Raw genomic sequence first — 24,850 nt, 5'->3', positions numbered from 1 at the left:
CGCGACCTGTCGCAAGACATCGAGTAAATCGAGTAAACAGATCCGGCTTGATCGTAAGCCGGACCGGACCCAGCCGCGCGCGGAACAGCGCGTCGGTGCATCAATGTCCTACCAGCAGGGCTTCACCTCTGGACCTGGCATCTGATCGCAGCATACGCTCCCCCCGAATGATGGTTCGGGGGGATGTCCATGGCAAATGGCACCAATGTAAAAACCTATGTGGATGGCGCGTGGCACGACGATGATGTGCCGGTCATGCGCGCCGGTGACCATGCCACGTTTCAAGGAACCACTGTCTTTGACGGCGCGCGTTATGTGAACGGGTTGGCGCCCGATCTGCGCCGCCATTGCGACCGCGTGGTGCGCTCGGCCAAGGCGCTTGGCTTGCATCCCGGTAAAACCGGCGAAGAGATCCACGATATCGTGTGGGAAGGGCTGAAGCGCTATCCCAAGGACACACCCGTCTATATCCGACCGAATTTCTTCGGCATCGATGGCGGCGCCTATGGCATCGTGCCCGCCGAAAGTGAGGCCGGGTTCTTCGTCTGTCTCGAAGAGGTGCCCATCGGCGCGCCCGATGCGGTGTCGACCCTATCCACAACGCGGTTTCACCGGCCGATCCTGAACACCGCCGTGCTCGACGCGAAAGCTGGATGCCTTTACCCGAACAATGCGCGTATGTTGATGGAGGCGCGCTCCAAAGGCTTCGACAACGCGCTGGTCTGCGACGCGATGGGCAACGTGGCGGAGACGGCGACAGCGAATGTGTTCATGGTCCGCGATGGCGAGGTCTTCACGCCGATCCCGAACGGCACCTTCCTGAACGGCATCACCCGTCAACGCCATATGAAGAACCTGCGCGCCGACGGCTATACGGTGACCGAAACCGTGCTGACCTTCGATGATTTCCGCGCCGCGGATGAGGTGTTCATGTCCGGCAATCTCAACAAGGTCACGCCGGTTGTGGCCTTCGAAGACACCCATTACCAACACGGGCCCATCGCCCGCCGCGCGCGCGAGCTTTATTGGGATTGGGCGGCCTCAGCGGCCTAAGGCGCAGCCGATAAAACTCGTTTTCCGTGTGGTTTTCCGCGCGAAAAACGGGCGTGGCACGGCTGTCTTCGGGAAAATCTGCGATGGACAGTCCGGCGCGGCTCCGTCATCGTGCGGCGTCGGAAGAGGGACCAAATCGATGCGCAAATTTCTCGTGATACTCGATGATACCCGCGAATGCCTGAACGCGATGCGCTTTGCCGCAATGCGCGCGCACAACACTGGCGGTGGGGTCGAGATCCTGTCGATCATCCCGCCAGACGAGTTCAACCATTGGATTGGTGTCGGCGAAGTGATGCGCGCCGAAGCCCGCGAACGGATCGAGGCGCATTTCAACGTTTTCGCCAAATGGATGCACGATAAACAGGATGTCGACCCCAACCTGGTGATCCGCGAAGGCGTACCCGTGGACGAAATCCTCGCCCATATCGCCGAAAGCGAAGAGGTCGGCGTGTTGGTCCTGGGCGCCAATTCCGGGAAAGGCGGCCCCGGCCCCCTGGTCACCGCGCTTACAAAACAGGCGGGCAATCTGCCCGTGCCGATGACCGTCGTGCCCGTCGAGCTGAGCAAGGAACAGCTTGAGGTGATTACCTAGAGCGGCCGCAACTATGGCTGCGCCTCTCGGTTTGCCCAGGCGGCCATCTCGTCATCTGCGATCGTGAGCGAAACGCGCCATTGATCTGTCTTGCGCAGAATAGAGACATGCTCCCATGACGCGACGATCTCGCCCGCATCGTCGAGCATCTGGTACGCCATGCGCGCTTGCACGACATTCGGGAACAGCTCGACCTAGGAAAGCAACTCCCCAACAGAGCGCGCGACACCCTGCGACCGATAGACCTCCAAAATGGACTCGCAATGTGCTCGGAATGCGTCCTTCTCCATTGGGAAGTTTCCCGTGGGCGACGGGAACAAGCCCACATCCTCCCACAACGCACTAATTGCGTCAGGGTCCTCACACGCGCAAATGTATCGATATAGGCCTTGAAAAAAGCGTCGATATCCTGTGCGAGGTCTGGCGTCATGGCGGTCACGCTCCGGTCATCTAAGCGGCGTCGGTTTCGGGGCCGACCGACGCGTCCTCAAACTGCAGTCTTACGATATCCGTGAACGCCATGGTCGGGTTCGCCTCTGCAAGTCTCCCGATTTTCATCCAGAATTCCGCCTGCGCTTTGATAGATCGACACATGACGGCGCTGGCCCGCCGAACATGTTCATGCAGTTTTTCGTCCATTTTGACCAATCCCATGGCCCATCTCAAAAACATATGATTCGTTCATGTATCGTATACATTCTGTCTAGACCAAATCTCACAATTATCCGCGATCGCTAAATTGCGTATGTCCCTCCCTCGCATCCGCCATCTGCGCGGGCTATCATCGTGACGCAACGCATCGCGGGGACCGCTTCCATGCCCAAACCACGTATCGTCATCCTCGGCGGCGGCTTTGGCGGCCTTTACACGGCCCGCGCGCTGCGGCGTGAATTCGGCGACGGCGCCGAGATTGAGCTGGTCACCGCCGAAAACTACTTCGTCTTCCAGCCGCTCCTGCCCGAGGTCGGCGCGGGATCCGTGACGCCGATCCACGCCACATCGCCCTTCCGGTTCTTGCTGAAACATGTGCGGGTCCGCAAAGCCATCGTCGACAGCGTCGATTTCGACGCCAAAACCGTGACCGTTTTCCAAGGTGTTCAGCGGCGCCCGACAGAGATTTCCTACGATCACCTCGTGATTGCCCTCGGCCAGGTCGTCGATCTCAGCCGCACGCCGGGTCTGGCGCCCCATGCGCTGACGATGAAATCACTCGAAGATGCGCGGCGCCTACGTGGCCATGTGATCGAGCGGCTGGAACATGCCGACATCACCAACCTGCCCGAAGTGAAGCGCGGCGCGCTGACCTTCACTGTGATCGGCGGCGGTTTTTCCGGCATCGAGACCGTGGGCGAGATGGCCGAATTGATCGACCGTTCATTGAAATACTACCCCAATGTCTCGCGTGACGAGATCCGCATCATCGTCTTGGAATTTGCCGATAAAATCCTGGCCGAAATGCCTGATACCCTGCGCGCCTATGCCCAGAAGCAATTGGAAAAGCGCGGGGTCGAGATCCGCTTGAACACCGGCATCGCCTCAGCCACCGGCACCCAGATCACCACCACTGCCGGCGATTTGATCGATACCCGCACCGTGGTTGCCACCATCGGCAACGCGCCCGCCCCCGTTGTGGCCCGGATGGACCTGCCCCTGACCCAAGGCCGGATCGCTGTGGCGCGCGACCTATCCGTGCCGGATCGCGGCAATGTCTGGTCGCTGGGGGATTGCGCCCTGATCCCGATGAAAGACGGCGCCGAGGCGCGCGGCGATTTCGCGCCACCCACTGCCCAATTCGCGGTGCGAGAGGCCAAACAGCTCGCCGCCAATATCGCGCGTGCCGCCCGTGCCGAAGCCACCAGACCTTTCGCCTACACCTCCAAAGGCGCCATGGCGTCGCTTGGCGCCCGGCGCGGCGTGGCCGATGTGATGGGCGTGCGGCTGACGGGGTTCCTGGCCTGGCTGCTCTGGCGCGCCTATTACGTCGCATTCCTGCCCGGCTTCCCGGCAAAAGTTTGGGTGCTCAGCCATTGGGTGCTCGATTGGGTCACCCCGCGCAGCCTGGTCAATCTGAAATCCCACACCCCACCCGCCGCGCGACATATCCATTACCGCGCAGGCGACCGGATCTATGAGCAGGGCAACCGCGCCGACGGGTTCTATACCGTGATCGAAGGCGCCGTTGAGATCACCACAGAAACACCGCAACCTGGCCAACCCGCCAGTCGCCGCGTCGGCCCCGGTGGGCACTTTGGCGAACGAATGGTGTTGGGCGCCACACGCCGTGTGGCCACAGCCAGGGCGGCGGAGGATACCATCGTCATGGTGCTCGACCGCGAAGAATTCATGAAACTTGCAGATGCGATTCCCCCCTTCCGGAGCTATTTCGAGGACCATCTGACCGAGAAAGGCCTCGACTGGCCCGAAACAGCGGGACGGAGCAATGCCGCGGAATGATCTTACTTTAGAATCATTCCAGAAGTCTTGACTTCATCCGGCCCGGGTCGCATATCTGAGTGGACAGATAAGGATTGCGCCCATGTTCATCCAAACCGAATCCACGCCGAACCCCGCGACGCTGAAATTCCTGCCCGGCCAAACCGTGCTGGATGCCGGAACCGCCGATTTCCCATCCGCCGAAACCGCGGATAAATCGCCCTTGGCCACCCGGATCTTCGCAGTTGACGGTGTGACGGGCGTGTTTTTCGGCACCGATTTCGTGACCGTCACCAAAGCCGATGCCGTGGAATGGGACCATGTGAAGCCCGCGATCCTCGGCGCGATCATGGAACATTTCCAATCCGGCGCGCCGGTGATGGAGGGGGAAGGCGCCGCGACCGCCGGTCATGAAGACCATGACGGCGAGGATGGCGAAGTTGTGGGCCAGATCAAGAGCTTGCTCGATACCCGCGTGCGCCCCGCCGTGGCGCAGGATGGCGGCGATATCACTTTCCACGGCTTTGACCGCGGCGTGGTCTATCTGCGGATGAAAGGCGCCTGCGCTGGCTGCCCGTCCTCGACCCTGACTCTGAAGATGGGCATCGAGAACCTCTTACGCCATTACATCCCCGAGGTCGTCGAGGTTCGCCCTGTCGAGCTTTGATCTCGCCATCACCGGCCGCTGCTATTGCGGTCGCACACGCCTCCAGGCCGCGGCGCCGCCTCAAACTCTCAGCTATTGCCACTGCGCTGATTGCCGCCGCATCACCGGGGCACCCGTTGCGGCCTTTGCCGCCTTTGCGCCCGATGGCGTGGATTTTATACCCGGCAAAGGCCCCCGGAAGAGCTTTACCAAAGGCGTCGATCGCTGGTTCTGTCAGGATTGCGGCACACAACTATGTGCCGCCTACGACTACCTGCCGGGTCAGGTCTATGTGCCGCTTGGCCTTCTGGACCAGGCGGCCGACCTGCCCCCGCAAAGCCATTCCCATATCTCCAGCCGCCTGCCCTGGTTGCACATAGATGACGACCTGCCCCGCGACAGCGCCTCCGGTCGCGACCGTCTCAAAGAGTGATCTCGCGCCCCTTTCATCTTGGCAAAAAACTCCGGGGGTGTCCGAAGGACGGGGGCAGAGCCCCCAAGCGCGCCACAGGCGCGCACCCTTGCCGCCCCCCACGTAAACCCCTAGTCCAACACCATGATCCTCGCCTTTGACACATCCGGCCCCTGGGTCGTCACCGCCCTGCTCGACGGCGGCAATCTCCTTGCCGAGCGTCGCCTCGACATGCCCAAGGGCCAAGGTCAGCACCTGATGTCGCTTATTGAAGACACGCTTGGCCACGCCAATACAACGCTCCAGGATCTCGCCGCGATTGGGGTTGGAACCGGGCCAGGCAACTTCACCGGGATCCGCATCGCCGTCGCCGCCGCCCGTGGACTGGCCCTTGCCCTGGACATTCCAGCCATCGGCGTGACTGGCTTCGACGCGCTGTATCACGGGCGCAGCGACGACGCTCTGGTCGCGATCCCCGGCCCGCGCAACAGCTTCTACGCCCAGGCCTTCGGCACGTGCCGCTCTGCGCCACAGCTCGTCGGGTCGGACGCCGCGTTGCCGCCACTGGACGCAGCCCGCAATCCCGCCCTGATCGCCAGCCCGGGCGCAGCACTTCCCGAACGATCCTGGCATCCCCTGACCGCCCGGATTGATGGCCCCCCTCTGGCACCGTCCATCGCGCGGGTGGCCGCGCAACGCCTAAGCCAGCCCCAGCCGCGCCCGGCCCCACTCTACGTGCAACCGCCCGACGCCGCACCGGTGGCGCAAGTCAAACCGATCCTGCCGTGATGGATGCCGCCACCATGGCGCGGCTGCATGCTGCCAGTTTCACGCGCGGCTGGTCCGAGGCCGAGATCGAAACACTCCTCGCCAAACCCACCATCAAATGCGTCACCAACGAACACGGATTTGCCCTGGTACAAGTGATCCCGCCCGAAGCCGAATTACTCACCATCGTCATCGATCCGGCCCATCGCGGCCAGGGCCATGGCCATACGATCTTGGGCCAGACGCTTGCCGCCGCCCACAATGCCGGGGCAGCAACGCTGATGCTTGACGTCGACAGCACAAATATACCCGCCCTGGCGCTCTACCGACGCCTCGATTTCACGCAAACCGGCCAGCGGCGCGGCTATTACCGCCATGCCGATGGCACGCAAAGCGATGCCGTGCTCATGGCCCGGCCCACGACCACCCCCAACACGGCCCGATAAACGGGCACGTTGCGTCACGCCGCGGCGCTGGACGGGGCATTCTGACGAATCCGGTTGACCCCTCGGGCCCCCTTTGCACTTATTCCCCATGGGGATTCCGTTAACCAACGGATCTGGAACATCGGGGATGCGGCCATTCCATAAGGCCAAGCACCGCGCAACCAACCGGGAGACCGACGATTATGACATTGATGAAAACCCTTCTCGGCGCCGCCGCCACCTTGGCCATCTCGGCCACCGGCGTGCTGGCCGACGGCCCTGCCGTGATTTTTGACCTTGGCGGCAAATTCGACCGGTCCTTCAACGAAAGCGCGTTCAACGGCGCCGAGCGTTGGGCCGAAGAAACCGGCGGCACCTATCGCGAGATCGAGTTGCAGAACGACGCCCAGCGCGAACAGGCCATGCGCCGCCTCGCCGAATCCGGCGCCAACCCGATCGTGATGGCGGGCTTCAGCCAAGCCTCCGCGCTTGAGGTTGTGGCCCCCGACTATCCCGACACAAGCTTCGTGATCATCGACGGCGTGGTCGATCAGCCCAATGTGCAATCGATCATCTTTTCCGAACATGAAGGCTCGTATCTGGTCGGCATGATGGCCGCGCTGGCCTCGGAAACCGGCACCGTCAGCTTCGTGGGTGGAATGGACATCCCCCTGATCTCGCGCTTTGCCTGCGGCTATGCCCAGGGCGCCGTGGCCGCCAACGCCGATGCAAGCATAATCGCCAACATGACCGGCACCACACCGGCCGCCTGGAACGATCCCGTGCGCGGCGGCGAGCTGACCCGCGGCCAGATTGGCCAAGGCTCGGACGTCGTGTTCGCTGCGGCGGGCGGCACCGGCCTGGGCGTTCTGCAAACCGCCGAGGATGAGGGCATCCTCTCCATCGGGGTCGATGCGAACCAGAATTACCTGCATCCCGGCTCGGTGCTGACCTCCATGGTCAAGCGCGTCGATGTGGCCGTCTACAACGCCTTCAGCGCCGACGCGATTGAACCCGGCATCACCGTTCTGGGTCTCGCCGAGGACGGCGTGGGCTACGCGATGGACGAGTTCAACGCCGAGCTGGTCACCGAAGAAATGATCGCCGCCGTCGAAGCCGCGCGGGAACAGATCATCGCCGGTGAGATCTCCGTGCACAACTTCACCGAGGACGGCACCTGCCCGGTCCCGATGCAGTAAATCGCGCCGCGAAAACACCCAGCTGGACCGCGCCGAATGTGGTGCGGTCCAGGACATGGTCTGATGCGGAACAAAGGCCAAACCACCGCGCCAGTACCGACCCGCCCCCTGGGGCGGCGCTTCTGCAAATTGACGCTTACGGCAGACGGTCGAATGACGCTTCACCCTCAATCGCATCGCTCAGCTGCCGCAAGCGACACCCCGCGGATCAGCGCCGATGCGCCTTGGATCAAACATAAGAGAGCGTGCCATCGATGACAGCCGCCCCCGCCATTGAACTCAAAGGCATCTCCAAGGCCTTCGGTCCCGTCCAGGCCAACAAAGACATCTCGCTGAGCGTCGCCAAAGGCGCCATCCACGGCATTGTGGGCGAAAACGGCGCGGGTAAATCGACCCTGATGTCGATCCTCTACGGGTTTTACAAAGCCGATAGCGGCGAGATCTGGATCAACGGCACGCAAACGCAAATCCCTGACAGCCAGGCCGCCATCCGCGCCGGGATCGGGATGGTCCACCAGCATTTCAAGCTGGTCGAGAATTTCACCGTCGTCGAGAATGTCATTCTCGGCGCCGAGGATGGCGCGATGCTGCAACCCTCTATTGCGAAGGCCCGCCGCACCTTGACGGAACTCGCCCACGAATACGGTCTCGACGTGAACCCCGATGCGGTGGTCGAAGACCTGTCGGTTGGTCACCAGCAACGGGTCGAGATCCTGAAACAGCTCTACCGCCACGCCGATATCCTGATCCTGGACGAGCCCACCGGCGTGTTGACTCCGGCGGAGGCCGATCAACTCTTCCGCATTCTCGGGCGTCTGAAGGAAGAGGGTAAGACCATCATCCTGATCACCCACAAGCTGCGCGAGATCATGGATATCACCGACACGGTCAGCGTGATGCGGCGTGGTCAGATGACCGCCACGGTCAAAACCGCTGAAACCTCGCCCACCGAAATCGCCGAACTGATGGTGGGCCGTAAAGTGCTGCTCCAGGTCGACAAGGCCCCCGCCCAGCCGGGCGATGTGGTGCTGGATGTGCAAAATCTGCGTGTCGTGGATGACAGCGGGGTGGAGCGCGTCAAATCCATCTCGTTCCAGATCCGCGCGGGCGAAATCCTGGGCATTGCGGGCGTTGCGGGCAACGGCCAGACCGAATTGCTTGAGGTTTTGGGCGGCATGATCCCGGCGACATCCGGCAAGGTGACTTTGCATGGCGACCCCATTGATCTGACGGGCCGCGAGAGTGACGGTCAATCGCGCCGGATGCGCGGCATCGGCCATGTGCCCGAAGATCGCCAGGTCGAGGGCCTGATCATGCCCTATGAGGCTTGGGAAAACGTCGCCTTCGGCTATCACCACGACAGCCGGTATCAATCCGGGCCGCTGATGAACAACGCGGCGATCAAAGCCGATTGCGCCGAAAAGATGGAACGCTACGACGTGCGCCCGCCCAATCCGCGCCTGCCCGCGCGGAACTTCTCGGGCGGCAACCAGCAAAAGATCGTCGTCGCGCGCGAAATGGACAGAATGCCCGAATTGCTGCTGGTCGGCCAGCCGACACGGGGCGTCGATATCGGCGCAATCGAGTTTATTCACAAGCAGATCATCGCGCTGCGCGATGCGGGCAAGGCCGTTCTGCTGGTCTCGGTGGAACTCGATGAGATCATGGGCCTCAGCGACCGCATCGCCGTGATGTTCGACGGCCAGATCAGTGGCGAGCGCCTGCCGTCGGAGACCAACGAGGGCGATCTGGGCCTGTTGATGGCGGGCCTGAACGAAGCGCAGGGGGCCGCATAGATGGATAAGATGCCAAAATGGGCCGACGTTCTGCTGATCCCGCTGATCAGCGTGATCCTTGCGCTGCTGGCCTCAGGCGCGGTGGTGGCTTTTATCGGCGAAAACCCGATTGAGGCGATGTCGATCATGATCCGCGGCGCCTTCGGTTCGGCCTATGGCTGGGGCTATACGCTGTTCTACAGCACCAATTTCATCTTCACCGGGCTGGCTGTTGCCGTCGCGTTCCACGCGCGCCTGTTCAATATCGGCGGTGAGGGGCAGGCTGCGCTTGGCGGGCTCGGCGTGGCGGTGATGGCGCTCAGCGTGCCCTGGCCGCATTGGTCCTTCGCCTTGATCGGCTGCACCGTGGCCGCCGCGGTTTTCGGGGCCGCCTGGGCCGCAATCCCCGCCTATCTGCAAGCCAAACGCGGCAGCCATATCGTGATCACCACGATCATGTTCAACTTCATCGCCTCGGCGCTGCTGGTCTATCTGCTGGTCAATGTGTTCCGCGTCGAAGGCTCCATGGCGCCGGAAACCGCGCGCTTCCCCGCGGCGACGCATCTGCCCAACGCCGCCACCTTCGCGGGTTTCCTGGGCTTTCGCGCATCGACGCCCCTGAATATCAGCTTCTTCGTGGCGCTGGCCGCCTGTCTCGCGGTCTGGCTGCTGATCTGGCGCACCCGCCTGGGCTATGAGATTCGCGCCTTCGGCCACTCTGAAACCGCCGCGATCTATGCCGGGATCAACCCCGTGCGGATCACCATGATCGCGATGCTGATCTCAGGCGGGCTCGCCGGGATGATGGCCATCAACGGTGTCCAGGGCGAGGCCGAGCGCCTGGTGATCGACAGCGTGCAAGGGGCGGGCTTTGTCGGCATCGCCGTGGCGCTGATGGGCCGCAGCCACCCGGTTGGCGTCTTCCTCGCAGCGCTGCTCTTTGGCGCGCTCTACCAAGGCGGCGCCGAGTTGGAATTCGAGATGCCCGCCGTCAGCCGCGAAATGGTGGTAGTGATACAGGCCCTTGTGATCCTGTTTACCGGAGCGCTCGACAATATGGTGCGGATGCCGATGGAGCGTCTGTTCCTCGCTTTCCGGCCATCCGGGGCCGCCGCAGCCGGGGCCGCAACCGCGCATCACAGCGCCGACGACGCCACCAAGCCCGAATGAGGTGCCCGTGATCGATACCCTCCTGCCCTTCCTGCCCGCCTTCGCCATCGCCTACGGCATCCTGTTTGTGGGCGCCTCCTCCCCTGGCCCCGCCGTGGCGATGCTGATGGGCCTGTCGCTTGGCCAGGGGCGCAGCGCCGCGCTGATCGCCTGCGCGGGGATCGCGACGGGCTCGGCCACCATCAACGTCCTGACGATCCTGGGGGTCGGCCTGATCCTGTCGCAAGCGGCCTGGGCCATGATGGCCCTCAAGCTGATCGGCTCCGCCTATCTGGCCTACCTCGCCTATGGCGCGTTCAAAAAGGCGGTGCACCCGCCCGCCATCGCGGCGCAGACCGTCGCCCGGCAATCCACACCGGCGCTGTTCGTCAAAGGCTACCTCCTGCAAGTCACCAACCCCAAAGCCATCGCCTTCTGGTTGGCCATCGCGGCGGTGGGCGCCACGGCCAATGCCCCGCTTTGGGTCATCGCGGTGTTTGTGGTCACCTGCGCAGCGCTCAGCTTCGCCTGCCACGCGGCCTGGGCGTTGGCCCTGTCGGCCAGCCCCGTCCGCGCCGCGTATCAGCGCACCCGCCGCTATGTCGAAGGCGCTTTGGGGGCGTTCTTTGCCTTCGCCGCCTTCAAACTCGCCACGGCCCGGATCTGAGATGCCGGAGCTTGCCGCATATCTTCCCGGTTTGCTCGCCGCCTGGGGTCTGCAAATCGCTTCGGGCCTGACGCCCGGCCCGGTCGTTGCGGCAATCCTCACCTATGCGGCCAGCGGGGATCGCCGGGGCGCCAATGCGGTCGCCCTTGGCACCGCAACGGCGGCATTTGTGCTCGCAGCTCTCACAGCCCTCGGCCTGGCCTCGGCCATCGCGACATTCGGGTGGAGCATGCAGATCGGGCGCTGGCTCGGCGTCGTGGTCCTGCTGTGGCTGGCGTGGCGCGCCTTTCACCGCACCGCCCACCCACGCCAAGACCTGGGCGCGCAGGGCCTTGGCCGTCACCCCTATCTGACGGGCCTGACACTTGGCGCCAGTTCGCCAAAAGCCCTTGCCTATTGGGCCGCCATGGCAGCCATCGCCTTCACATCGGTTCCGCCGGTCGAGATCATCCTGATCTTCGCCGTGGGGGCCTTTGCTGCATCCGCCGTGATCCATCGCCTTTGGGCCGCCATGCTAGTGTCGGCGCCGGTACAGGCCGCCTATGCCAGCGCCCGTCGCTGGATCGATGCCACGCTCGGTGTCTTCTTCACCTTCGCCGCCTTCAAACTTGCCACCAGCCGGATCTGAGCCCATGGATTTCATGACCATCCTCCAACTTCTCGACAGCTCGGTGCGGCTGGCCACGCCGCTCTTGCTGGCCTGTCTGGCGGGGTTGTTTTCCGAGCGAGCGGGAATTTTCGACATCGGGCTGGAGGGCAAGATCCTCGCTGCGGCCTTTTTCTCGGCGGCGATCGCCTATACCTCCGGCAATGTCTGGGTGGGCCTTTTGGCGGGGGTTGTGGCTTCGATGGCATTGGCGGGGCTGCATGGTGTGGCCTCGATCACCTTCCGCGGCAACCAGCTGATTTCCGGCGTGGCGATCAACTTTCTGGCGGCCGGGCTGACCGTTGTGATCGCGCAGACCTGGTTCAGCCAGGGCGGCCGCACGCCATCGCTGAGCGGCGATGCAAGGTTCCAGGAAATCGTGCTGCCGGGTGCCGCATCGCGCATTCGCGATATCGCGCAGCAGGATCCATTGGGACAGATCTATTCCGAGTTGATTTCGGGCCATTCCATCCTGGTCTATATTGCGCTGCTGATCGTGCCGCTGAGTTGGTGGATCCTTTATCGCACCCGTTTTGGCCTGCGTCTGCGTGCGGTGGGCGAAAATCCCGCCGCTGTGGACACGGCCGGGATCAGCGTGGTCGGTCTGCGGTTCGCCGCGGTGGCGATCTGCGGCATGCTCTGCGGCCTGGCCGGTGCCTATCTGGCCACCGGTCTGTCGGCGGGGTTCGTCAAGGATATGAGCGCGGGCCGCGGCTTTATCGCCTTGGCGGCCCTGATCTTCGCGAAATGGCGGCCCTGGTATGCGCTCTATGCCTGTTTGCTGTTTGGGTTCCTCGATGCCGTGGGCAACCGGTTCCAGAACATCGAGATCTTCGCCTTCACAGTCCCGGTTCAGTTCATGCAGGCCCTGCCCTACATCCTGACCGTCGTGATCCTTGCGGGCTTCGTCGGTCGCGCCATCCCGCCCCGCGCAGGCGGCGAGCCCTATGTGAAGGAACGCTAACCCCGCCGCGCGGCACCTCGCCCGGCCCCCGCAGGTGTTTCACCGCGTCTCGGCCTTCGGCCTGCGCCAGCGAGCGACCCAGCCTCGCTGCGCTCGGCGGTTGCGCGTTGCGGCGCCCCAATGCCCCCGGGGCTACGCCCCTGTCTCACACCAGCGCACATCGCCCGTGCGCAGCCTTGCCTTTTCGCACAATCACAAACACGCCATCTGTCTGTGCGAAGACAGGGCAATCCGCCCCGTTAGCCAAAAGGAGAGACGATATGGCCACCACAATTCCCGGCCTGCACCACGTGACCGCCATCTCCGGCCCCGCCCAGGAGAATGTTGATTTCTACACAGGCACGCTGAAACAACGCCTGGTCAAGAAGACCGTGAACTTCGACGCACCCGACACCTACCATCTGTATTATGGCAACCATGACGCCGAACCCGGCACCATCCTGACCTTCTTCCCCTTTGCCGATGCGGGCCCCGGTCGCGCGGGCGCGGGCATGGCCGCGGCCTATGCCTATGCCGTGCCGAACGGCGCCTTTGACGGCTGGATGGAAGATCTTGCGGAAAACGCCGTGGATTTCCTTGGCCCGAAAGAGCGCTTTGGCGACCGTGTGATCCTGTTGCGGGACCTTGACGGCGCGCCGGTGGAATTGATCGAAACCGACCGTGTCGCCGATGCGCCGCTCGACGGGTTCCATTCTGTGACCCTGTGGGAGGATGACATCGCGCCAACCGCTCGGCTGCTGACCGACCATTTCGGCTGGCAGGAAGTCGGGCACGAGACGGTGGATGGCGTGGAACGCCTCCGCCTGCGCGCGCCAGGCGAAGCCCGTGGTGCGGTCGTCGACATCATGCGTTCGGACACCCCCTCCATCGGGCGGCAGGGCGCGGGCACCATCCACCACGTGGCCTTCCGGGCCAAGGACGATGCCGAGCAACTGGACTGGCAGGAGAAACTGCAAACCGCTGGCTTCGGCGTGACCGAAGTGCGTGACCGGCAGTATTTCAATGCGATCTATTTCCGCGAGCCGGGCGGTGTGCTGTTCGAGATCGCGACCGACCCGCCGGGCTTCGCCGTGGATGAAGATGCCGCCCATCTCGGTGAGGCACTGAAGCTGCCCCCGCAATATGAGGGGATCCGCGACCGCCTCGAACGGGTATTGCCGCCCCTTAAGGTCGCAAGATGAGCCAACACCTGGCGCCCCTGGCCCTTGGGGGCGCCGCACCGGACCGGGCGCGCTACGGCCTCGTCCTGGTGCATGGCCGCGGCGGGACCGCCGCCGATATCCTCGGGCTGGGCGATGCCCTCGCGCTGCCCGACGTGGCGCGCGCCGCGCCTCAGGCGGAGGGAAGATCCTGGTGGCCCACCTCCTTCCTCGCCCCCCACGATCAAGTGACGCCCTTCGTCGAGGCGGGTCTGTCGGCAATCGAGGAGGCGATCGAGACATTGGTTCAAACGGGCCTACCGCGCAGCCGCATCGCCCTTGCAGGTTTTAGCCAAGGCGCCTGTCTGGCGCTGGAATATGCCGCCCGTCGCGGCGACGTGATGGCTGTCTTCGGCCTGTCCGGCGGTTTGGTGGGCACCGGCGATGCTGAGGGGCGCCCGAGCGAGGCGCTATACGGCCATGGTCCGAAACGCTTCGACTATTCAACAAGCTTGAAGGGCACTAAAGCCTACATCTCCGTACACGACCAAGATCCCCATATTCCCCGACAACGCGCGCAGGACAGCGCCGACATCTTCCACAAGCTTGGCGCCGAAACGACGCTCCACATCCTACAAGGGGCGGGCCATGGCATCACCGAAACCGACATCACCGCCCTGCGCGCTGCCCTGAACCAGTAGCCGCAACCTCCGGCTCGTTGTTTGGCAAAGCCAAACGCCTCACCGGACCCGGCACCTCGCGCAAAGCGCATCGGTGCGGGGTCGCTGCGCTAGCCTGATCAGCGCCAACTCTGATCGGGGGACCGGCCTAGGGCCGGGAGGGGGCAAAGCCCCCACGCGACCGAACGAAGTGAGGGCGCCGGGTCGGTCTCGCGCACAGGCCGCAGGCCGAGCACGGGCCGAGCCCCCTTAGCGGAACCAATAGGTCCAACCGCGCTGATAGGCAGAGACCAACGGATGGCCCTGGATCGTATTCACCGAGACGTCTCCCGTGGGCAATTGATCCTCGCCGAAGACCTGCGCCGCGCCCCAAAGATCCCCGTTCAGGTATCGCAACCCCTCCGGCAGATCCGGCAATCGCGCGGCAGCTGGCACGTTCGGACCGGCCATCACGAAGCCCCAATTCCCGAAGCTCGGCAAATAGACCTGATAGGGCACCGTCCCAAGCCCCTGTCCCGGCGCCACGGGGTTGCGCGTGCCCGCCAGCGTCGCCTCGACAATCCAGAAGGCCTCCGCCGCGAAAGTGGGGGAGCCCGCCTGCGTCACCATCAAGCCCGTGCCCGCCAGCCGCTCCATCAGCATCCCATAGAATTCCACCGAGTAGAGCTTCGACAAGGCGATTGACTTAGGGTCCGGCAGATCGGCGATGATCACGTCGAACACTTCGTCCCCGTGGGCCTCGACCGCCCAAACCCAGGCATCCATGTTGACGATCTCCACCCGTTCATCCAGCAGCGCGCCGTCATTCAGCGCAATAAGATCCGGGTTCGTCACGAACAGCTCGGTCACCCGTGGATCCAGATCCACCAGAACCACACGCTCCACGCCAGGATGGCGCAGCACCTCACGCACCGCCATGCCATCGCCGCCGCCCAGAACCAGCACGCTGCGTGCATCGGGCACCAGGCCCATCGCCGGATGCACCAGCGCTTCGTGATAGCGATGCTCATCCAGGCTATCGAACTGGATCGAGTGGTCGAGGAATAGGCGATACCGGTCATCGAACCTTGTGATGACGATGCTTTGATACAACGTCGTCTCCGAAAAGATCACCTCATCCTGAAACAGCCGCGCATCGACCGCCGAGACCAGACGTTCGCTCATCGCAAACGCCACCACGCCCGCCACAAGCAGTGCACCCCAGGGCAGCCACAGGCCCCGCCCCAGCCGGTCGCGAAACAGGTACAGCGACAGGCCCGCCACCAGCAGGTTTAGGATCCCGAAAGCCAGAGATGCGCTCATCAGAGGCAGGTTCGGCACAATCAGCAGTGGAAAAGCCAGCGAGGCCGCCAGCGCGCCGATATAGTCGGCGGTCAACACATTCTCGAACCGGAACTCCGCCGCACCGATCTCTTTCATCACGCGGGTGATCAGCGGGATCTCCATCCCCGATAGGATCCCAATCGCGATCAATCCGCCATAAAGCGGCAACCCCACCGCGCCGTAAATCGCATAGGTGAAGAACAGCAACGGGCCCAACGCGCCACCAATCGCGCCCAGCGCAATCTGCACCCGGACAAACGCGCCCAACGCATCGCCCACAAAGCGCGAGACCCAGGCGCCGACCCCCATGGCCGACAGAAACACACCGATAACAAAGGAAAACTGCCGGACCGAGTCCCCCAGCAAATAAGACGAGATCGTCGCTGCAATCAGCTCATAGATCAGCCCCGCCACCGCCACGACGAAGGTGGCCGCCAACAGCCAGGCAACTTTTGGGGTCAATTCCGGCGCAGCGCCGTTGTCAGAGGTCTGGGTCACACCGCGTCACGCCAGCGGAAGGGCGTTACGATAAGATCACCGCGGCGATGATGATCGACATGCTCAGAAAGACTGAGCCGATCAGGACGGCCAACGAGGTGTTTTGATCCTCTTCAATCTCTTTGATGATCGGAAACGGCGTCAGCACATCGATCACCTTATAGGCGATCCACAACAGGACCATGCCAACGAAGCTGTAAAACAGCATCGACACGAACTCGGACAGGATGATTTGCTCAAACATATCGGGGGCTCCCTTTCCAGGTGCTAGTCCAAAACTTCACTTGATGCGGCCAAAGGCGGCAAAGCCACCGCCGCCCGTACTGCCGGAGGATCCGGTGCGGATCGATTGCGTGGAACTGGCCAGGTCGCGGCTTTCGCGCCCGACACCGTAGTAACTCAGATAGGCCGCCCCCATCAGGGCCAGGGCGCATCCGGCGAAAATGATCAGACGGATGGGGCTCATATCAATCGTCGCTCCAATCGGATCCGGCAAAGCGCCGCGAGGCATGGGCCGCCCTGCGGGCGATCAGGCCGGCAAACCCAAGACCCGATAAGATCGCCAGCCAGAACAACCAGAAGGCCACCGGCTTGCCCTGGCCCACATTCACGCGGAATTGGCCGATATCGGTGCTGGATCCCTGCAATTGCTCGACCCTGACGCGGTAGGTGCCCGGCTCGGTCGGGCGGAACAGAAACGATCCGCGGCGGCTGCCCTCGGACCAGCTTTCGCCGCCCGACCGCCCGGAATAATATGAGATCGTGCGTGCGCCCGCGATCACCGGTTGGCCGTCAGGGCCAACAATCTCGGCGGCCAATTCCGCCCATTGGTTCTGAAACGCGGTGTCGAACTGCACCCGCACAAGCTGAGCGGTATTGTCGATTTCGAACTCGTAGCTCTCGGGCAGCGAGGCCAGCGGGATATCCGGCGTCGACAGCACACGCTGTCCGCCGCTCATCCAGAACACCAACCCCAACAGCAGCGCCACCACCATGGTCACCAAGAGCGCTTTGCGGATCGCGGGTTCTTCGGAGATCTGCTTGAACGGCGTCAAGGGATGCGGCTCGGCATGGCCCAATGCGCGCTCTTCAATTCCCAGATCGGCGGCGGTCTCGGCCCGCGGCAACAGCCGGGTCAACTCCACCTCCCGCTCGGTCGCCGAACGGACCAGCGACAACATCGCATGGGGGCCCAACAGGCTGACCACCTCTTTGCGTTCGCCCAGCTTGGGGACCCAATTGAACTCACCTTCCATGAAGTCGATCTGGGTCATCGAGGTCTCGTAATATTTGTACCGCTCGCCCTGATAGGCCCGGACAGGGGGCGTCTCGGCGCGTTCCACGGTCGAGGGGCTCAGCCAATGGCCCATATTGTAGTCGCGGATCTTCCGCGTGAAGGTCAGGTTGCCGTCCTCAAAGTTCAGCCACAGATAGCCGTGGGTCGGCGAATAGATCTGATGCTCCACCCAGCGCCACGTGCTGCTGCCATATTGCTCCACCACGCCCAACGTGCCGATCACGGTGAACAGCACCCCGTCCAGCGTCAGCGTCATGCCGATCTGCACCGGGCTCGACGGGTGGTTCCGCTTTCCGATACTGTCGAGCACCTTGTAATTGTCCTGGGTATCCAGGACCGATCCGCAATAGCCGCAGACATGGCTGCGCACACGCCCACCGCCCAGCACCGAGAGGCCCGCCCCGCAGGAGGTGCAATTGATCGAGGATAATCCGTGTGTCGCGCTCATTGGCGGCTCGCCCCATCCTGATATGCGACCTGAAGGGTGAACGGATCCAGCCACGACCCCTCATACCAGGTACTGCCGCCGTCCCAGAATTCACCGGACAAAAGCTGCCCGGATGGGCCCGACGCGTTGATGAAGTAATGCTCATCCCCCACCTGGATCAGCTCGGGGAACTGACCGCGCACGGCGATGCAGGTGGCGGTATCAGCCTCGGTCACATGGTAGTCGCGACCCGAATAGGTCAGCGCCTGCCCGACCGGCGGCGGGTCGTTGCGCCGCGGGCCAGAGCCGGGCTTAAACGGCACCTGCACCACCACATCGCCCTCATCCAGCGAGATCCAGACGCCGTTGCCGCCGCTATCCTCGGCATACATCTCATCCCAGGTGCCGCGCCCATAATCGTACCGGGAATGGCCGGTCACCACATAGGTCCGGCCATCGATCTTCACGCTGTCATGCAGACCGAACAGCATCGGATAATCATGCATCTCGCCATTGTTGCCCACCGGCTTCAACGCGCTGTCACTGCGGAACAGAGTTGTATCGCAAGATGGACAATCGAACATGCGTGTCGATTTGCGCAGACCTTCAAAGCCATAGCCGCAATTCGGACAAGAAACATGCGTGTCGGACATCGGACGAGATCGACCCTAAATCAATAAGATAACAACGTCGCGACCCTACAAGCGCGCCGACCCGCCCGTAAAGGGGCTTCTCCGCCCGCCTTTCCCCGGTCGCGCCATTCGTTAACCGGTTTATTAAAATTTCTTGTATCGCGCCGCTGGACTTGCTCGACGGCGTCAGAACGATTATTTCCCAATCAGTTTGTGAGTAACGCTGCAGTATGCGGCCAGATGTGCGGGATAAACGTCCCGGTTGCCGTTGCCCGCTTAGATGCTTGGGCGTGATCAGACCGGGGCAATCCATGCGCAAAGATAGCGAAGACCTTCTTGAACTTGTCCTCGCCGCTGTGATGGCAGCGGATGCAGACGATGTCGGGGTGATGGCGCATCTGCGACACGCCGTGCCCGATGTCCGCGTGCTGGCCCTGATCCGCGCGCTGCTCAGCGCTGATCAGGTGATCCACGAGACCTTCAATGGCAATGCCGCGGGGCGCAAAGATGCGATCCGCGCCCGCCGATTGGCCGTGATGCTGACAGAGGCCGCGGATGAGGTTGATGTCGCACTCAGCCAGGACCGCCCCGCGCTGCGTCTGGTGGATTTGCCCGTATAGCACGCCCCGCAGGCCATCCTGCACGCTACTGATGACACAAGACGCAGGGGCGCCTGCGTCTTTCGATTCACCTCCCCCCGGAAAGCGTCTAGGGTTCGGCCCATGAACGCCCTCGCCCCCATATTCTCCGACGACCAAGCCGCCGCCCACGACCGCATCGCCGAAGTGTTGCGCGATATGGGTGTGGATATCGACGATGAAACGCTGTCGCCCGCCGCTGAAGGGCGCGGCGCCGTACTGGCAATCACCGGCAAGGCAGGGTCGGGCAAAACACTGTTGTTGGCCGAGGTGGTCAAATCGCTCACCCGCGCGGGCGTCGATCTGATTTCCGGCGATTGGGAGGGTAAGCGCCGCAAAGACCGCCGCACCGTCGCCGTGCTCGCCCCCACCAACAAGGCGGCCTCGGTCCTGCGCGCCCGGGGTGTGCCCGCCACCACGATCCACCGCATCCTCTACACGCCGGTCTATGACCCCGAGTTTGAGAAAGTCGCCGAATGGCTCGCCGGTCAGGGCGAACGGCCCAAGATCGAGGCGCTGACCGACGAGGCGCTGGACCGCGCCAAAGAGGTCTACGAGGCGCACAAATCCGTGCCCGCGGCGCTGGCCTCCGCCGGGCTCAGGGGCTCGGATTTCATCACCGGCTGGAAGCGCCGCGAAGACCCGCTCGATATCGGGCTGATCGACGAATCCTCCATGCTCGACGACAAGCAATTCGAGGATCTGCGCGAGATCTTTCCCGTCCTGGTCCTGTTCGGCGACCCGGCCCAGCTCGCGCCCGTCGGCCAATCGGGTGAGATGGTGTTCGACAAGTTCAAGGCGCCCAATCTGCTGCATCTGGCCCGCATCCACCGCCAGGACGCCGATAACCCGATCCTGGATCTTGCCCATGCGCTTGGCGATCCGCAGCTCGATTTCCAGGCATTCGAACGGATGATCGAAGACGCCGCGCGCCGCGATGACAGGGTACAGGTCGTCCCCCGCGCCAATTCCGACATGATGGCCCGCTCGCCGGTTCTGGTCTGGCGCAACGCCACCCGCATCCGCCTGATCGCCGCCTTCCGCGCCGCTTTTGGGGCCAGCGATGACGAGCTGCTGCCGGGCGAGCCGCTGATCTGCGACGGGATCGAATTGCCCCTCAGACATCGCAAGAAGCGCATCGATCTTGAGGCGCGCGGCCTGATCAAAGGCGCGCCCGTCATCTACCTGGGTCCCGGCTCGCGCCCCGGTTTCTCCAAGCTGCATGTGATCGGCGCCGACACGCCGCGCTTCTCCGCCTCCTCGATTGTGAAGATCGAAAAGCCCGACGAGGAAGAGCCGTTCTTGCCCTATGCCGCCCGAATGGGCGCGGCCTTTCTGCATGGCGCCGCGGTCACGATCCACAAGGCGCAAGGCTCGCAATGGCCCGACGTGCAAGTCTTCGCGCCCGACCTCTACGCCGCCTCCCGCGCCGGACGGATGGAAGCGGGCCAGGCGCTGTGGAAGCGCCTCGCCTATGTTGCCATCACCCGGGCCGAGACGCGCCTGATCTGGGTGACCCGCTACAGGCTCTCCCGCCCCGCCGCTGCACTCGCCACCGACGACCTGATCGCCAAACCCGAGCCCCTCGCGCTCGAAAGCGGCGAAGACGCATAGTGCGGAGATACATATGAGCAGCACTGGAAAAGTCTGGCTCGCGCAGGTCAGCGTCGGATCGGAATTCGTGAAACCCATCTGGCAGGTAGGTTCCCACAAAGCTGACTACAACCAAATCTCTGACGAAGAAACTCTGGAGCGAATAGAGGCGAGCAAAAAGGTTCGCTTTACTTACCAATCGGGATTGATGTTGTCTTCCAATGCTTTGGGCGAGGTATTTTCACTCGTTCCAGAGATGGCAAAACCCTCCGGCCCACAACCGATCATGAATTTCGGCGGTGACAGATTGGTCGTCACGGCCGAGACGCGCGCGCTTCTGGAGAGCCTCAACCCCGGCCCGCTCCAATTCCACAAGATCGACGTCCTAAACGCGGAGCGCACCAAATCTCTGTGGGAGGGCGCCGACCTGCACATGATGCAAGTCCTGGAATGCCGCCGCGAAACCCTTTTCGAAGAGTCAGGCGCTATTAGACCTCCCGCTGTGACAGTCCGCGACGGCGTGGCCTATAACATGATCACCTCCACAGACGGCGAAGACCCCATGGTTGTTCTACCGCCTGCGGAAGGGTCCGCAGAGATATGGATCGAAGACCGCCTCTTCGGCGCTCTCTTCCTCACCGACCGGATCGCTCAGGCCCTGAAAGCCGCCAAACTCACTCGCGGTTGGGGCCTGCTTGAATGCCGGGTGAAGGTTGTCCACTGACGCAGCGACTATTAAAGAAATCGATAAAGCAAATAGACTATCAGAAATTTCGATGAAAGCCCGGCCATGAAAACCATCCTGATCACCGGCGCCAGCTCGGGCATCGGCCGCGCCACGGCAAACTTATTCCTGGAAAACGGCTGGGCCGTCGGCCTGCTCGCCCGCCGCGCCGACACGCTGGCCGAGATCGCAGACAGCCATGACAACGCGCTTGCCCTGCCGGGCGACGTCACCGACCTTCCTCAAACCGACGCTGCTGTCGCGCAATTCGTCAATAAATTCGGGCGGTTGGATGCCGTCTTCAACAATGCGGGCATCTTCACACCTCAGGGCACAATCGACGAAATCGACCCCGCCGATTGGCATAACAGCCTTGCCGTGAACCTCACCGGCATGTTCAACACCGCCCGCGCCGCCTTCACCCAGATGCGCGCGCAAAACCCCCAAGGCGGGCGGATCATCAACAACGGCTCCCTCTCCGCCCACACCCCGCGCGAGGGAAGTATCTGTTATACAACGACAAAACACGGCGTGACGGGCCTGACCAAGACCCTCAGCCTCGATGGCCGCCCCTTCAACATTGCCGCCGGCCAAATCGATATCGGCAATGCGCGCACCGAGCTGGTCGATAATCTCAACAACCGCCTCATCGCCGAGGGCAAACCGTTGATGCCAATGATGGACGTCAAACACGCTGCCGAAGCGGTGCTGCATATGGCGAATATGCCGCTCTCCACCAACGTGCTGTTCCAGACCGTGATGGCCACCAACATGCCCTATGTGGGACGCGGCTAACCCCCTATAAACAAATCAAAACACCCTAAACCTCTTTCAATGGCCCCAAATACCCCGGGGAGTCCGAAGGACGGGGCAGAGCCCCAAATGGGGTGGGTGGGCGGGCCCACCCAACGCACAAACTCACATTCTCGGAACACGGACCCATTGCGCGCGCCAATCCGGCGCCACAAACGGGTCGGGCCAGAACTCACGCTGCAATGCGATCAGATCACCGCGCACGGTATGGAATGTCAGGACGGTCGCTTTCAGCTCACCATCCGTCACGCCAACCTCTGTGACCACCTGCACGCCATCTGCGATGCTCCGGCGCAGATCGAACCGCCAGGCGCCCGCCGCCGGATAGGCGGTGTTGATCGCCGCAAAATTCGCGCGCCCCTCGATGACCTCACCCGATTGCGGCCAATGCAGCCGGAAATCCTCGGTCAGACATTGGCTTGCAGCAGTGAAATCATTGCTGCCCATAACCCGCCAAAACCGACGGACGACCTGCTGCGGGTCCATGGCCATATGCGCTCAGGTCCGGATGTAGCGGAACACGGCAGAGGCCAGCCACCCTGCGGCAATCGCAATGGCAAGCGACATGATCCCATAGATCAAGGGGCGTTCATGGGCGAGATTATAGATGAAGCGTTCCAAACCGACCTTCCGCACGGAGATGTCCTGCTGATAGACATCAAGCACGTTGCCCCCACGGGTCAAGAAAATCCGCGTGCGATAATCCCCCTCAACCAGATTGGCCGGCAGCCGGACCGAGGCGTCAAACAGCGTCTCGTCCCGTAATTCCACCTCTCCCTCAAGGGTTTGATAGAGATCTTCGCTTTCCCGGATGCGGATCAGGGCAGCGATAAAATTCTGTTGATCGTCCACCTGAACGCCCACGGCCCGGATCGCGCGCGGGATCGAAATCTGGTGGCGCAGATCCTCGGTCTGGGTCAGAACCTCGTTTATCGGAGCGGTTGTGGCCACAGCGTAGAAAGACGGCGCCGCATCGACCTCAATCGCGTCCGTATTCACCCAGATGCCGAACCGGCGATCCTTGCGGCGCACCGCCACCGGGCGTGAAGGGCCTTCGACAGTGATGATCACCTCAAGTGGGTCCCCTTGGGGCGCGGGCGCATCACGGGCCACGGCGCCGAAAATCAGGATCTCGGAGCCTTCGAAATTCGCGGTAATGCGGATCGTGTCGCGGCTGAGCCCCGCCACAACGGTTTCCGCCGCAGCGGGCAGCGCCGAAAAGACCAAGGCAAGGAGAAAGGCGCAGATCCTCAATGTCCTGCCCCATCGCCCAGCGTGTACAATTCAGACGGCATCACAAGCAGGTCGAAGGCCAGCTTCCCGCAGACCGCTAGCACCATGATGGCCAGCAGGATGCGCAATTGTTCTGCCTTCAGCCGGGTGCCGATCCGTGCGCCGATCTGGGCGCCGACCACGCCGCCCACTAGCAACAGCACCGCCAGAACCATGTCGACGGTGTAATTCGTCGTCGCATGCATCAAGGTCGCAAAGCCGGTCACGAAGATGATCTGAAAGAGCGACGTGCCCACCACCACTTTGGTGGGCATTCCCAGCAGATAAATCATCGCCGGCACCATGATGAAGCCACCGCCAACCCCCATGATCGCGGCCAGAACGCCGACAAACAGCCCCACCAAAAGAGGCGGGATCGCCGAGATATAGAGGCCAGATGTGCGGAACCGCATCTTGAACGGCAATGCATCCATCCAGCCGCGCTGGCGCCGTTTCGGCGGTGCGGCGGCGGGGCCGGTGGCGCGCGCCTTGCGGATCGCATTCAGGCTTTCCACAAACATCAGCGCGCCGATAATGCCCAGAAACACGACGTAGCACAGCCGCACCAGCAGATCGACCTGGCCAATCGCAGTCAGTGCCGCAAAGACCTGCACGCCGATCGCGGCCCCGATCAGGCCGCCTACCAACAGCACCACCCCCATCTTCAAATCGACGGTCTTGCGCTTGAAATGCGCCAGAACGCCCGAAAAGGACGAGGCGACGATCTGGTTCGCCTCGGTCGCTACAGCGACGGCGGGGGGAATGCCGATGAAGAACAACAGCGGCGTCATCAGAAAGCCGCCGCCGACGCCGAACATGCCGGACAGAACCCCGACAAGCCCACCCAGCCCCAGCAGAAGGAACGCGTTCACGCTCACCTCGGCGATGGGTAGGTAAATTTGCATCGGATAGGCCTTCGGTAAAACGTAGGGCGATTTAACCCGCCTTGGCCGGTTTTGCCAGCGGGGGAATGCGGCGAACTGGCATGGCGATAGCTTCCTGTGCGCCCTCACCCCCGGCGACGTCAAGGGATTTATGAGAATGCTGGTCTCAATTCCCAATCTTTTTATAGGTCCAGAGAT

29 protein-coding genes are annotated in these 24,850 nt (G+C 62.8%); 19 read left to right on the top strand and 10 right to left on the bottom strand.

What is annotated here, in order from left to right:
- The first annotated feature begins 189 nt into the window (after positions 1 to 189).
- Positions 190 to 1,053 carry a branched-chain amino acid aminotransferase gene (locus V8J82_RS10980; protein WP_339975206.1) on the top strand — a complete coding sequence of 288 codons (864 nt, stop codon included), beginning with the start codon at positions 190 to 192 and terminating at the stop codon, positions 1,051 to 1,053.
- Positions 1,054 to 1,192: 139 nt separating this feature from the next.
- Complete coding sequence (locus tag V8J82_RS10975) at positions 1,193 to 1,648, top strand: universal stress protein (protein WP_339975204.1); 456 nt, start codon at positions 1,193 to 1,195, stop codon at positions 1,646 to 1,648.
- 11 nt (positions 1,649 to 1,659) lie between these two features.
- Here the strand turns inward: V8J82_RS10975 and V8J82_RS10970 are convergent, their stop codons facing one another.
- Both V8J82_RS10970 and V8J82_RS10965 read right to left on the bottom strand, forming a co-directional pair.
- Positions 1,660 to 1,809: a hypothetical protein gene (locus tag V8J82_RS10970; protein ID WP_339975202.1), complete on the bottom strand. Its 150-nt coding sequence runs from the start codon at positions 1,807 to 1,809 to the stop codon at positions 1,660 to 1,662.
- 289 nt (positions 1,810 to 2,098) lie between these two features.
- Entirely contained in the window at positions 2,099 to 2,302 is a 204-nt protein-coding gene (locus tag V8J82_RS10965) for a ParD-like family protein (protein WP_339975199.1), read from the bottom strand.
- Positions 2,303 to 2,464: 162 nt separating this feature from the next.
- Here V8J82_RS10965 and V8J82_RS10960 point away from each other — a divergent pair, with 162 nt between their 5' ends.
- The 13 genes from V8J82_RS10960 (at position 2,465) to V8J82_RS10900 (ending at position 14,572) form a co-directional block, all read left to right on the top strand.
- Positions 2,465 to 4,102, top strand: coding sequence for an FAD-dependent oxidoreductase (locus V8J82_RS10960; protein WP_339975197.1), 1,638 nt, complete (start codon positions 2,465 to 2,467; stop codon positions 4,100 to 4,102).
- Positions 4,103 to 4,184: 82 nt separating this feature from the next.
- Positions 4,185 to 4,748, top strand: a complete 564-nt coding sequence (locus tag V8J82_RS10955; RefSeq protein ID WP_339975195.1) for a NifU family protein — start codon at positions 4,185 to 4,187, stop codon at positions 4,746 to 4,748.
- Entirely contained in the window at positions 4,705 to 5,160 is a 456-nt protein-coding gene (locus V8J82_RS10950; RefSeq protein ID WP_339976028.1) for a GFA family protein, read from the top strand. Before V8J82_RS10955 ends, V8J82_RS10950 begins: the two co-directional genes overlap by 44 nt.
- Before the next feature lie 123 nt (positions 5,161 to 5,283).
- Positions 5,284 to 5,928 carry a tRNA (adenosine(37)-N6)-threonylcarbamoyltransferase complex dimerization subunit type 1 TsaB gene (gene tsaB / locus V8J82_RS10945; protein WP_339975193.1) on the top strand — a complete coding sequence of 215 codons (645 nt, stop codon included), beginning with the start codon at positions 5,284 to 5,286 and terminating at the stop codon, positions 5,926 to 5,928.
- Positions 5,928 to 6,353 (top strand): GNAT family N-acetyltransferase, encoded by a 426-nt coding sequence (locus V8J82_RS10940; protein ID WP_339975191.1) that lies wholly within the window; start codon positions 5,928 to 5,930, stop codon positions 6,351 to 6,353. Before tsaB ends, V8J82_RS10940 begins: the two co-directional genes overlap by 1 nt.
- A 182-nt stretch (positions 6,354 to 6,535) precedes the next feature.
- Positions 6,536 to 7,531, top strand: coding sequence for a BMP family lipoprotein (locus tag V8J82_RS10935; protein ID WP_339975189.1), 996 nt, complete (start codon positions 6,536 to 6,538; stop codon positions 7,529 to 7,531).
- Positions 7,532 to 7,785: 254 nt separating this feature from the next.
- A complete protein-coding gene (locus V8J82_RS10930) occupies positions 7,786 to 9,327 on the top strand; it encodes an ABC transporter ATP-binding protein (protein ID WP_339975187.1) in 1,542 nt (513 codons plus the stop codon).
- The gene (locus tag V8J82_RS10925) at positions 9,328 to 10,476 is read left to right on the top strand and encodes an ABC transporter permease (protein WP_339975185.1); all 1,149 of its coding nucleotides are present in this window, start codon (positions 9,328 to 9,330) and stop codon (positions 10,474 to 10,476) included.
- A 7-nt stretch (positions 10,477 to 10,483) separates the two neighbouring features.
- Positions 10,484 to 11,122 (top strand): LysE family translocator, encoded by a 639-nt coding sequence (locus tag V8J82_RS10920; protein WP_339975182.1) that lies wholly within the window; start codon positions 10,484 to 10,486, stop codon positions 11,120 to 11,122.
- Between the two features lies 1 nt (position 11,123).
- Positions 11,124 to 11,750: a LysE family translocator gene (locus tag V8J82_RS10915; RefSeq protein WP_339975180.1), complete on the top strand. Its 627-nt coding sequence runs from the start codon at positions 11,124 to 11,126 to the stop codon at positions 11,748 to 11,750.
- Between the two features lie 4 nt (positions 11,751 to 11,754).
- Positions 11,755 to 12,732, top strand: a complete 978-nt coding sequence (locus tag V8J82_RS10910) for an ABC transporter permease (RefSeq protein WP_339975178.1) — start codon at positions 11,755 to 11,757, stop codon at positions 12,730 to 12,732.
- Positions 12,733 to 12,992: 260 nt separating this feature from the next.
- Positions 12,993 to 13,913: a ring-cleaving dioxygenase gene (locus V8J82_RS10905; protein WP_339975176.1), complete on the top strand. Its 921-nt coding sequence runs from the start codon at positions 12,993 to 12,995 to the stop codon at positions 13,911 to 13,913.
- Positions 13,910 to 14,572, top strand: a complete 663-nt coding sequence (locus tag V8J82_RS10900) for an alpha/beta hydrolase (protein WP_339975174.1) — start codon at positions 13,910 to 13,912, stop codon at positions 14,570 to 14,572. Before V8J82_RS10905 ends, V8J82_RS10900 begins: the two co-directional genes overlap by 4 nt.
- 228 nt (positions 14,573 to 14,800) lie before the next feature.
- On the opposite strand, the gene V8J82_RS10895 is transcribed toward V8J82_RS10900, so the two are convergent.
- Genes V8J82_RS10895 through V8J82_RS10875 form a run of 5 tightly spaced genes read right to left on the bottom strand, consistent with a single transcriptional unit; the run spans position 14,801 to position 18,749 of the window.
- Positions 14,801 to 16,372, bottom strand: a complete 1,572-nt coding sequence (locus V8J82_RS10895; protein ID WP_339975172.1) for a polyamine aminopropyltransferase — start codon at positions 16,370 to 16,372, stop codon at positions 14,801 to 14,803.
- Between the two features lie 25 nt (positions 16,373 to 16,397).
- Positions 16,398 to 16,616, bottom strand: a complete 219-nt coding sequence (locus V8J82_RS10890; protein ID WP_339975170.1) for a DUF350 domain-containing protein — start codon at positions 16,614 to 16,616, stop codon at positions 16,398 to 16,400.
- A gap of 36 nt (positions 16,617 to 16,652) precedes the next feature.
- Positions 16,653 to 16,838, bottom strand: a complete 186-nt coding sequence (locus V8J82_RS10885) for a hypothetical protein (protein WP_339975168.1) — start codon at positions 16,836 to 16,838, stop codon at positions 16,653 to 16,655.
- Position 16,839: 1 nt separating this feature from the next.
- Complete coding sequence (locus tag V8J82_RS10880; protein WP_339975166.1) at positions 16,840 to 18,117, bottom strand: DUF4178 domain-containing protein; 1,278 nt, start codon at positions 18,115 to 18,117, stop codon at positions 16,840 to 16,842.
- A complete protein-coding gene (locus V8J82_RS10875; protein ID WP_339975164.1) occupies positions 18,114 to 18,749 on the bottom strand; it encodes a DUF4178 domain-containing protein in 636 nt (211 codons plus the stop codon). Before V8J82_RS10875 ends, V8J82_RS10880 begins: the two co-directional genes overlap by 4 nt.
- A 290-nt stretch (positions 18,750 to 19,039) precedes the next feature.
- Between V8J82_RS10875 and V8J82_RS10870 the strand changes: the two genes are divergently transcribed.
- The 4 genes from V8J82_RS10870 (at position 19,040) to V8J82_RS10855 (ending at position 22,478) form a co-directional block, all read left to right on the top strand.
- A complete protein-coding gene (locus V8J82_RS10870; protein ID WP_339975162.1) occupies positions 19,040 to 19,348 on the top strand; it encodes a hypothetical protein in 309 nt (102 codons plus the stop codon).
- Between the two features lie 102 nt (positions 19,349 to 19,450).
- Positions 19,451 to 20,980 (top strand): ATP-dependent DNA helicase, encoded by a 1,530-nt coding sequence (locus tag V8J82_RS10865; RefSeq protein ID WP_339975160.1) that lies wholly within the window; start codon positions 19,451 to 19,453, stop codon positions 20,978 to 20,980.
- A gap of 67 nt (positions 20,981 to 21,047) precedes the next feature.
- Positions 21,048 to 21,683: a hypothetical protein gene (locus tag V8J82_RS10860; RefSeq protein ID WP_339975158.1), complete on the top strand. Its 636-nt coding sequence runs from the start codon at positions 21,048 to 21,050 to the stop codon at positions 21,681 to 21,683.
- A 66-nt stretch (positions 21,684 to 21,749) separates the two neighbouring features.
- The gene (locus V8J82_RS10855) at positions 21,750 to 22,478 is read left to right on the top strand and encodes an SDR family oxidoreductase (RefSeq protein ID WP_339975156.1); all 729 of its coding nucleotides are present in this window, start codon (positions 21,750 to 21,752) and stop codon (positions 22,476 to 22,478) included.
- A gap of 123 nt (positions 22,479 to 22,601) precedes the next feature.
- On the opposite strand, the gene V8J82_RS10850 is transcribed toward V8J82_RS10855, so the two are convergent.
- The 3 genes from V8J82_RS10850 to V8J82_RS10840 are packed head-to-tail and all read right to left on the bottom strand — an operon-like array spanning position 22,602 to position 24,673.
- Positions 22,602 to 22,988, bottom strand: coding sequence for a nuclear transport factor 2 family protein (locus tag V8J82_RS10850; protein WP_339975154.1), 387 nt, complete (start codon positions 22,986 to 22,988; stop codon positions 22,602 to 22,604).
- A 6-nt stretch (positions 22,989 to 22,994) separates the two neighbouring features.
- Positions 22,995 to 23,750 (bottom strand): TIGR02186 family protein, encoded by a 756-nt coding sequence (locus V8J82_RS10845; protein ID WP_339975152.1) that lies wholly within the window; start codon positions 23,748 to 23,750, stop codon positions 22,995 to 22,997.
- Positions 23,747 to 24,673, bottom strand: a complete 927-nt coding sequence (locus tag V8J82_RS10840; protein WP_339975150.1) for a sulfite exporter TauE/SafE family protein — start codon at positions 24,671 to 24,673, stop codon at positions 23,747 to 23,749. The genes V8J82_RS10845 and V8J82_RS10840 overlap by 4 nt, the downstream gene beginning before the upstream one ends.
- Between the last annotated feature and the right edge of the window lie 177 nt (positions 24,674 to 24,850).

Origin of the sequence: Gymnodinialimonas mytili (assembly GCF_037544085.1) — a bacterium.
Taxonomy (GTDB): domain Bacteria; phylum Pseudomonadota; class Alphaproteobacteria; order Rhodobacterales; family Rhodobacteraceae; genus Gymnodinialimonas; species Gymnodinialimonas mytili.
This window is presented reverse-complemented; position numbering and strand designations above follow the sequence as displayed.

Bases quoted from the DNA above. Each gene is read 5' to 3' on its own strand.
- V8J82_RS10840 (WP_339975150.1), bottom strand. From the start codon at position 24,673: ATGCAAATTTACCTACCCATCGCCGAGGTGAGCGTGAACGCGTTCCTT.
- V8J82_RS10980 (WP_339975206.1), top strand. From the start codon at position 190: ATGGCAAATGGCACCAATGTAAAAACCTATGTGGATGGCGCGTGGCAC.
- V8J82_RS10890 (WP_339975170.1), bottom strand. From the start codon at position 16,616: ATGTTTGAGCAAATCATCCTGTCCGAGTTCGTGTCGATGCTGTTTTAC.
- V8J82_RS10935 (WP_339975189.1), top strand. From the start codon at position 6,536: ATGACATTGATGAAAACCCTTCTCGGCGCCGCCGCCACCTTGGCCATC.
- V8J82_RS10865 (WP_339975160.1), top strand. From the start codon at position 19,451: ATGAACGCCCTCGCCCCCATATTCTCCGACGACCAAGCCGCCGCCCAC.
- tsaB (WP_339975193.1), top strand. From the start codon at position 5,284: ATGATCCTCGCCTTTGACACATCCGGCCCCTGGGTCGTCACCGCCCTG.
- V8J82_RS10930 (WP_339975187.1), top strand. From the start codon at position 7,786: ATGACAGCCGCCCCCGCCATTGAACTCAAAGGCATCTCCAAGGCCTTC.
- V8J82_RS10970 (WP_339975202.1), bottom strand. From the start codon at position 1,809: ATGGCGTACCAGATGCTCGACGATGCGGGCGAGATCGTCGCGTCATGG.
- V8J82_RS10940 (WP_339975191.1), top strand. From the start codon at position 5,928: ATGGATGCCGCCACCATGGCGCGGCTGCATGCTGCCAGTTTCACGCGC.
- V8J82_RS10960 (WP_339975197.1), top strand. From the start codon at position 2,465: ATGCCCAAACCACGTATCGTCATCCTCGGCGGCGGCTTTGGCGGCCTT.
- V8J82_RS10850 (WP_339975154.1), bottom strand. From the start codon at position 22,988: ATGGCCATGGACCCGCAGCAGGTCGTCCGTCGGTTTTGGCGGGTTATG.
- V8J82_RS10855 (WP_339975156.1), top strand. From the start codon at position 21,750: ATGAAAACCATCCTGATCACCGGCGCCAGCTCGGGCATCGGCCGCGCC.
- V8J82_RS10975 (WP_339975204.1), top strand. From the start codon at position 1,193: ATGCGCAAATTTCTCGTGATACTCGATGATACCCGCGAATGCCTGAAC.
- V8J82_RS10875 (WP_339975164.1), bottom strand. From the start codon at position 18,749: ATGTCCGACACGCATGTTTCTTGTCCGAATTGCGGCTATGGCTTTGAA.
- V8J82_RS10910 (WP_339975178.1), top strand. From the start codon at position 11,755: ATGGATTTCATGACCATCCTCCAACTTCTCGACAGCTCGGTGCGGCTG.
- V8J82_RS10925 (WP_339975185.1), top strand. From the start codon at position 9,328: ATGGATAAGATGCCAAAATGGGCCGACGTTCTGCTGATCCCGCTGATC.
- V8J82_RS10900 (WP_339975174.1), top strand. From the start codon at position 13,910: ATGAGCCAACACCTGGCGCCCCTGGCCCTTGGGGGCGCCGCACCGGAC.
- V8J82_RS10870 (WP_339975162.1), top strand. From the start codon at position 19,040: ATGCGCAAAGATAGCGAAGACCTTCTTGAACTTGTCCTCGCCGCTGTG.
- V8J82_RS10905 (WP_339975176.1), top strand. From the start codon at position 12,993: ATGGCCACCACAATTCCCGGCCTGCACCACGTGACCGCCATCTCCGGC.
- V8J82_RS10955 (WP_339975195.1), top strand. From the start codon at position 4,185: ATGTTCATCCAAACCGAATCCACGCCGAACCCCGCGACGCTGAAATTC.
- V8J82_RS10915 (WP_339975180.1), top strand. From the start codon at position 11,124: ATGCCGGAGCTTGCCGCATATCTTCCCGGTTTGCTCGCCGCCTGGGGT.
- V8J82_RS10885 (WP_339975168.1), bottom strand. From the start codon at position 16,838: ATGAGCCCCATCCGTCTGATCATTTTCGCCGGATGCGCCCTGGCCCTG.
- V8J82_RS10880 (WP_339975166.1), bottom strand. From the start codon at position 18,117: ATGAGCGCGACACACGGATTATCCTCGATCAATTGCACCTCCTGCGGG.
- V8J82_RS10965 (WP_339975199.1), bottom strand. From the start codon at position 2,302: ATGGGATTGGTCAAAATGGACGAAAAACTGCATGAACATGTTCGGCGG.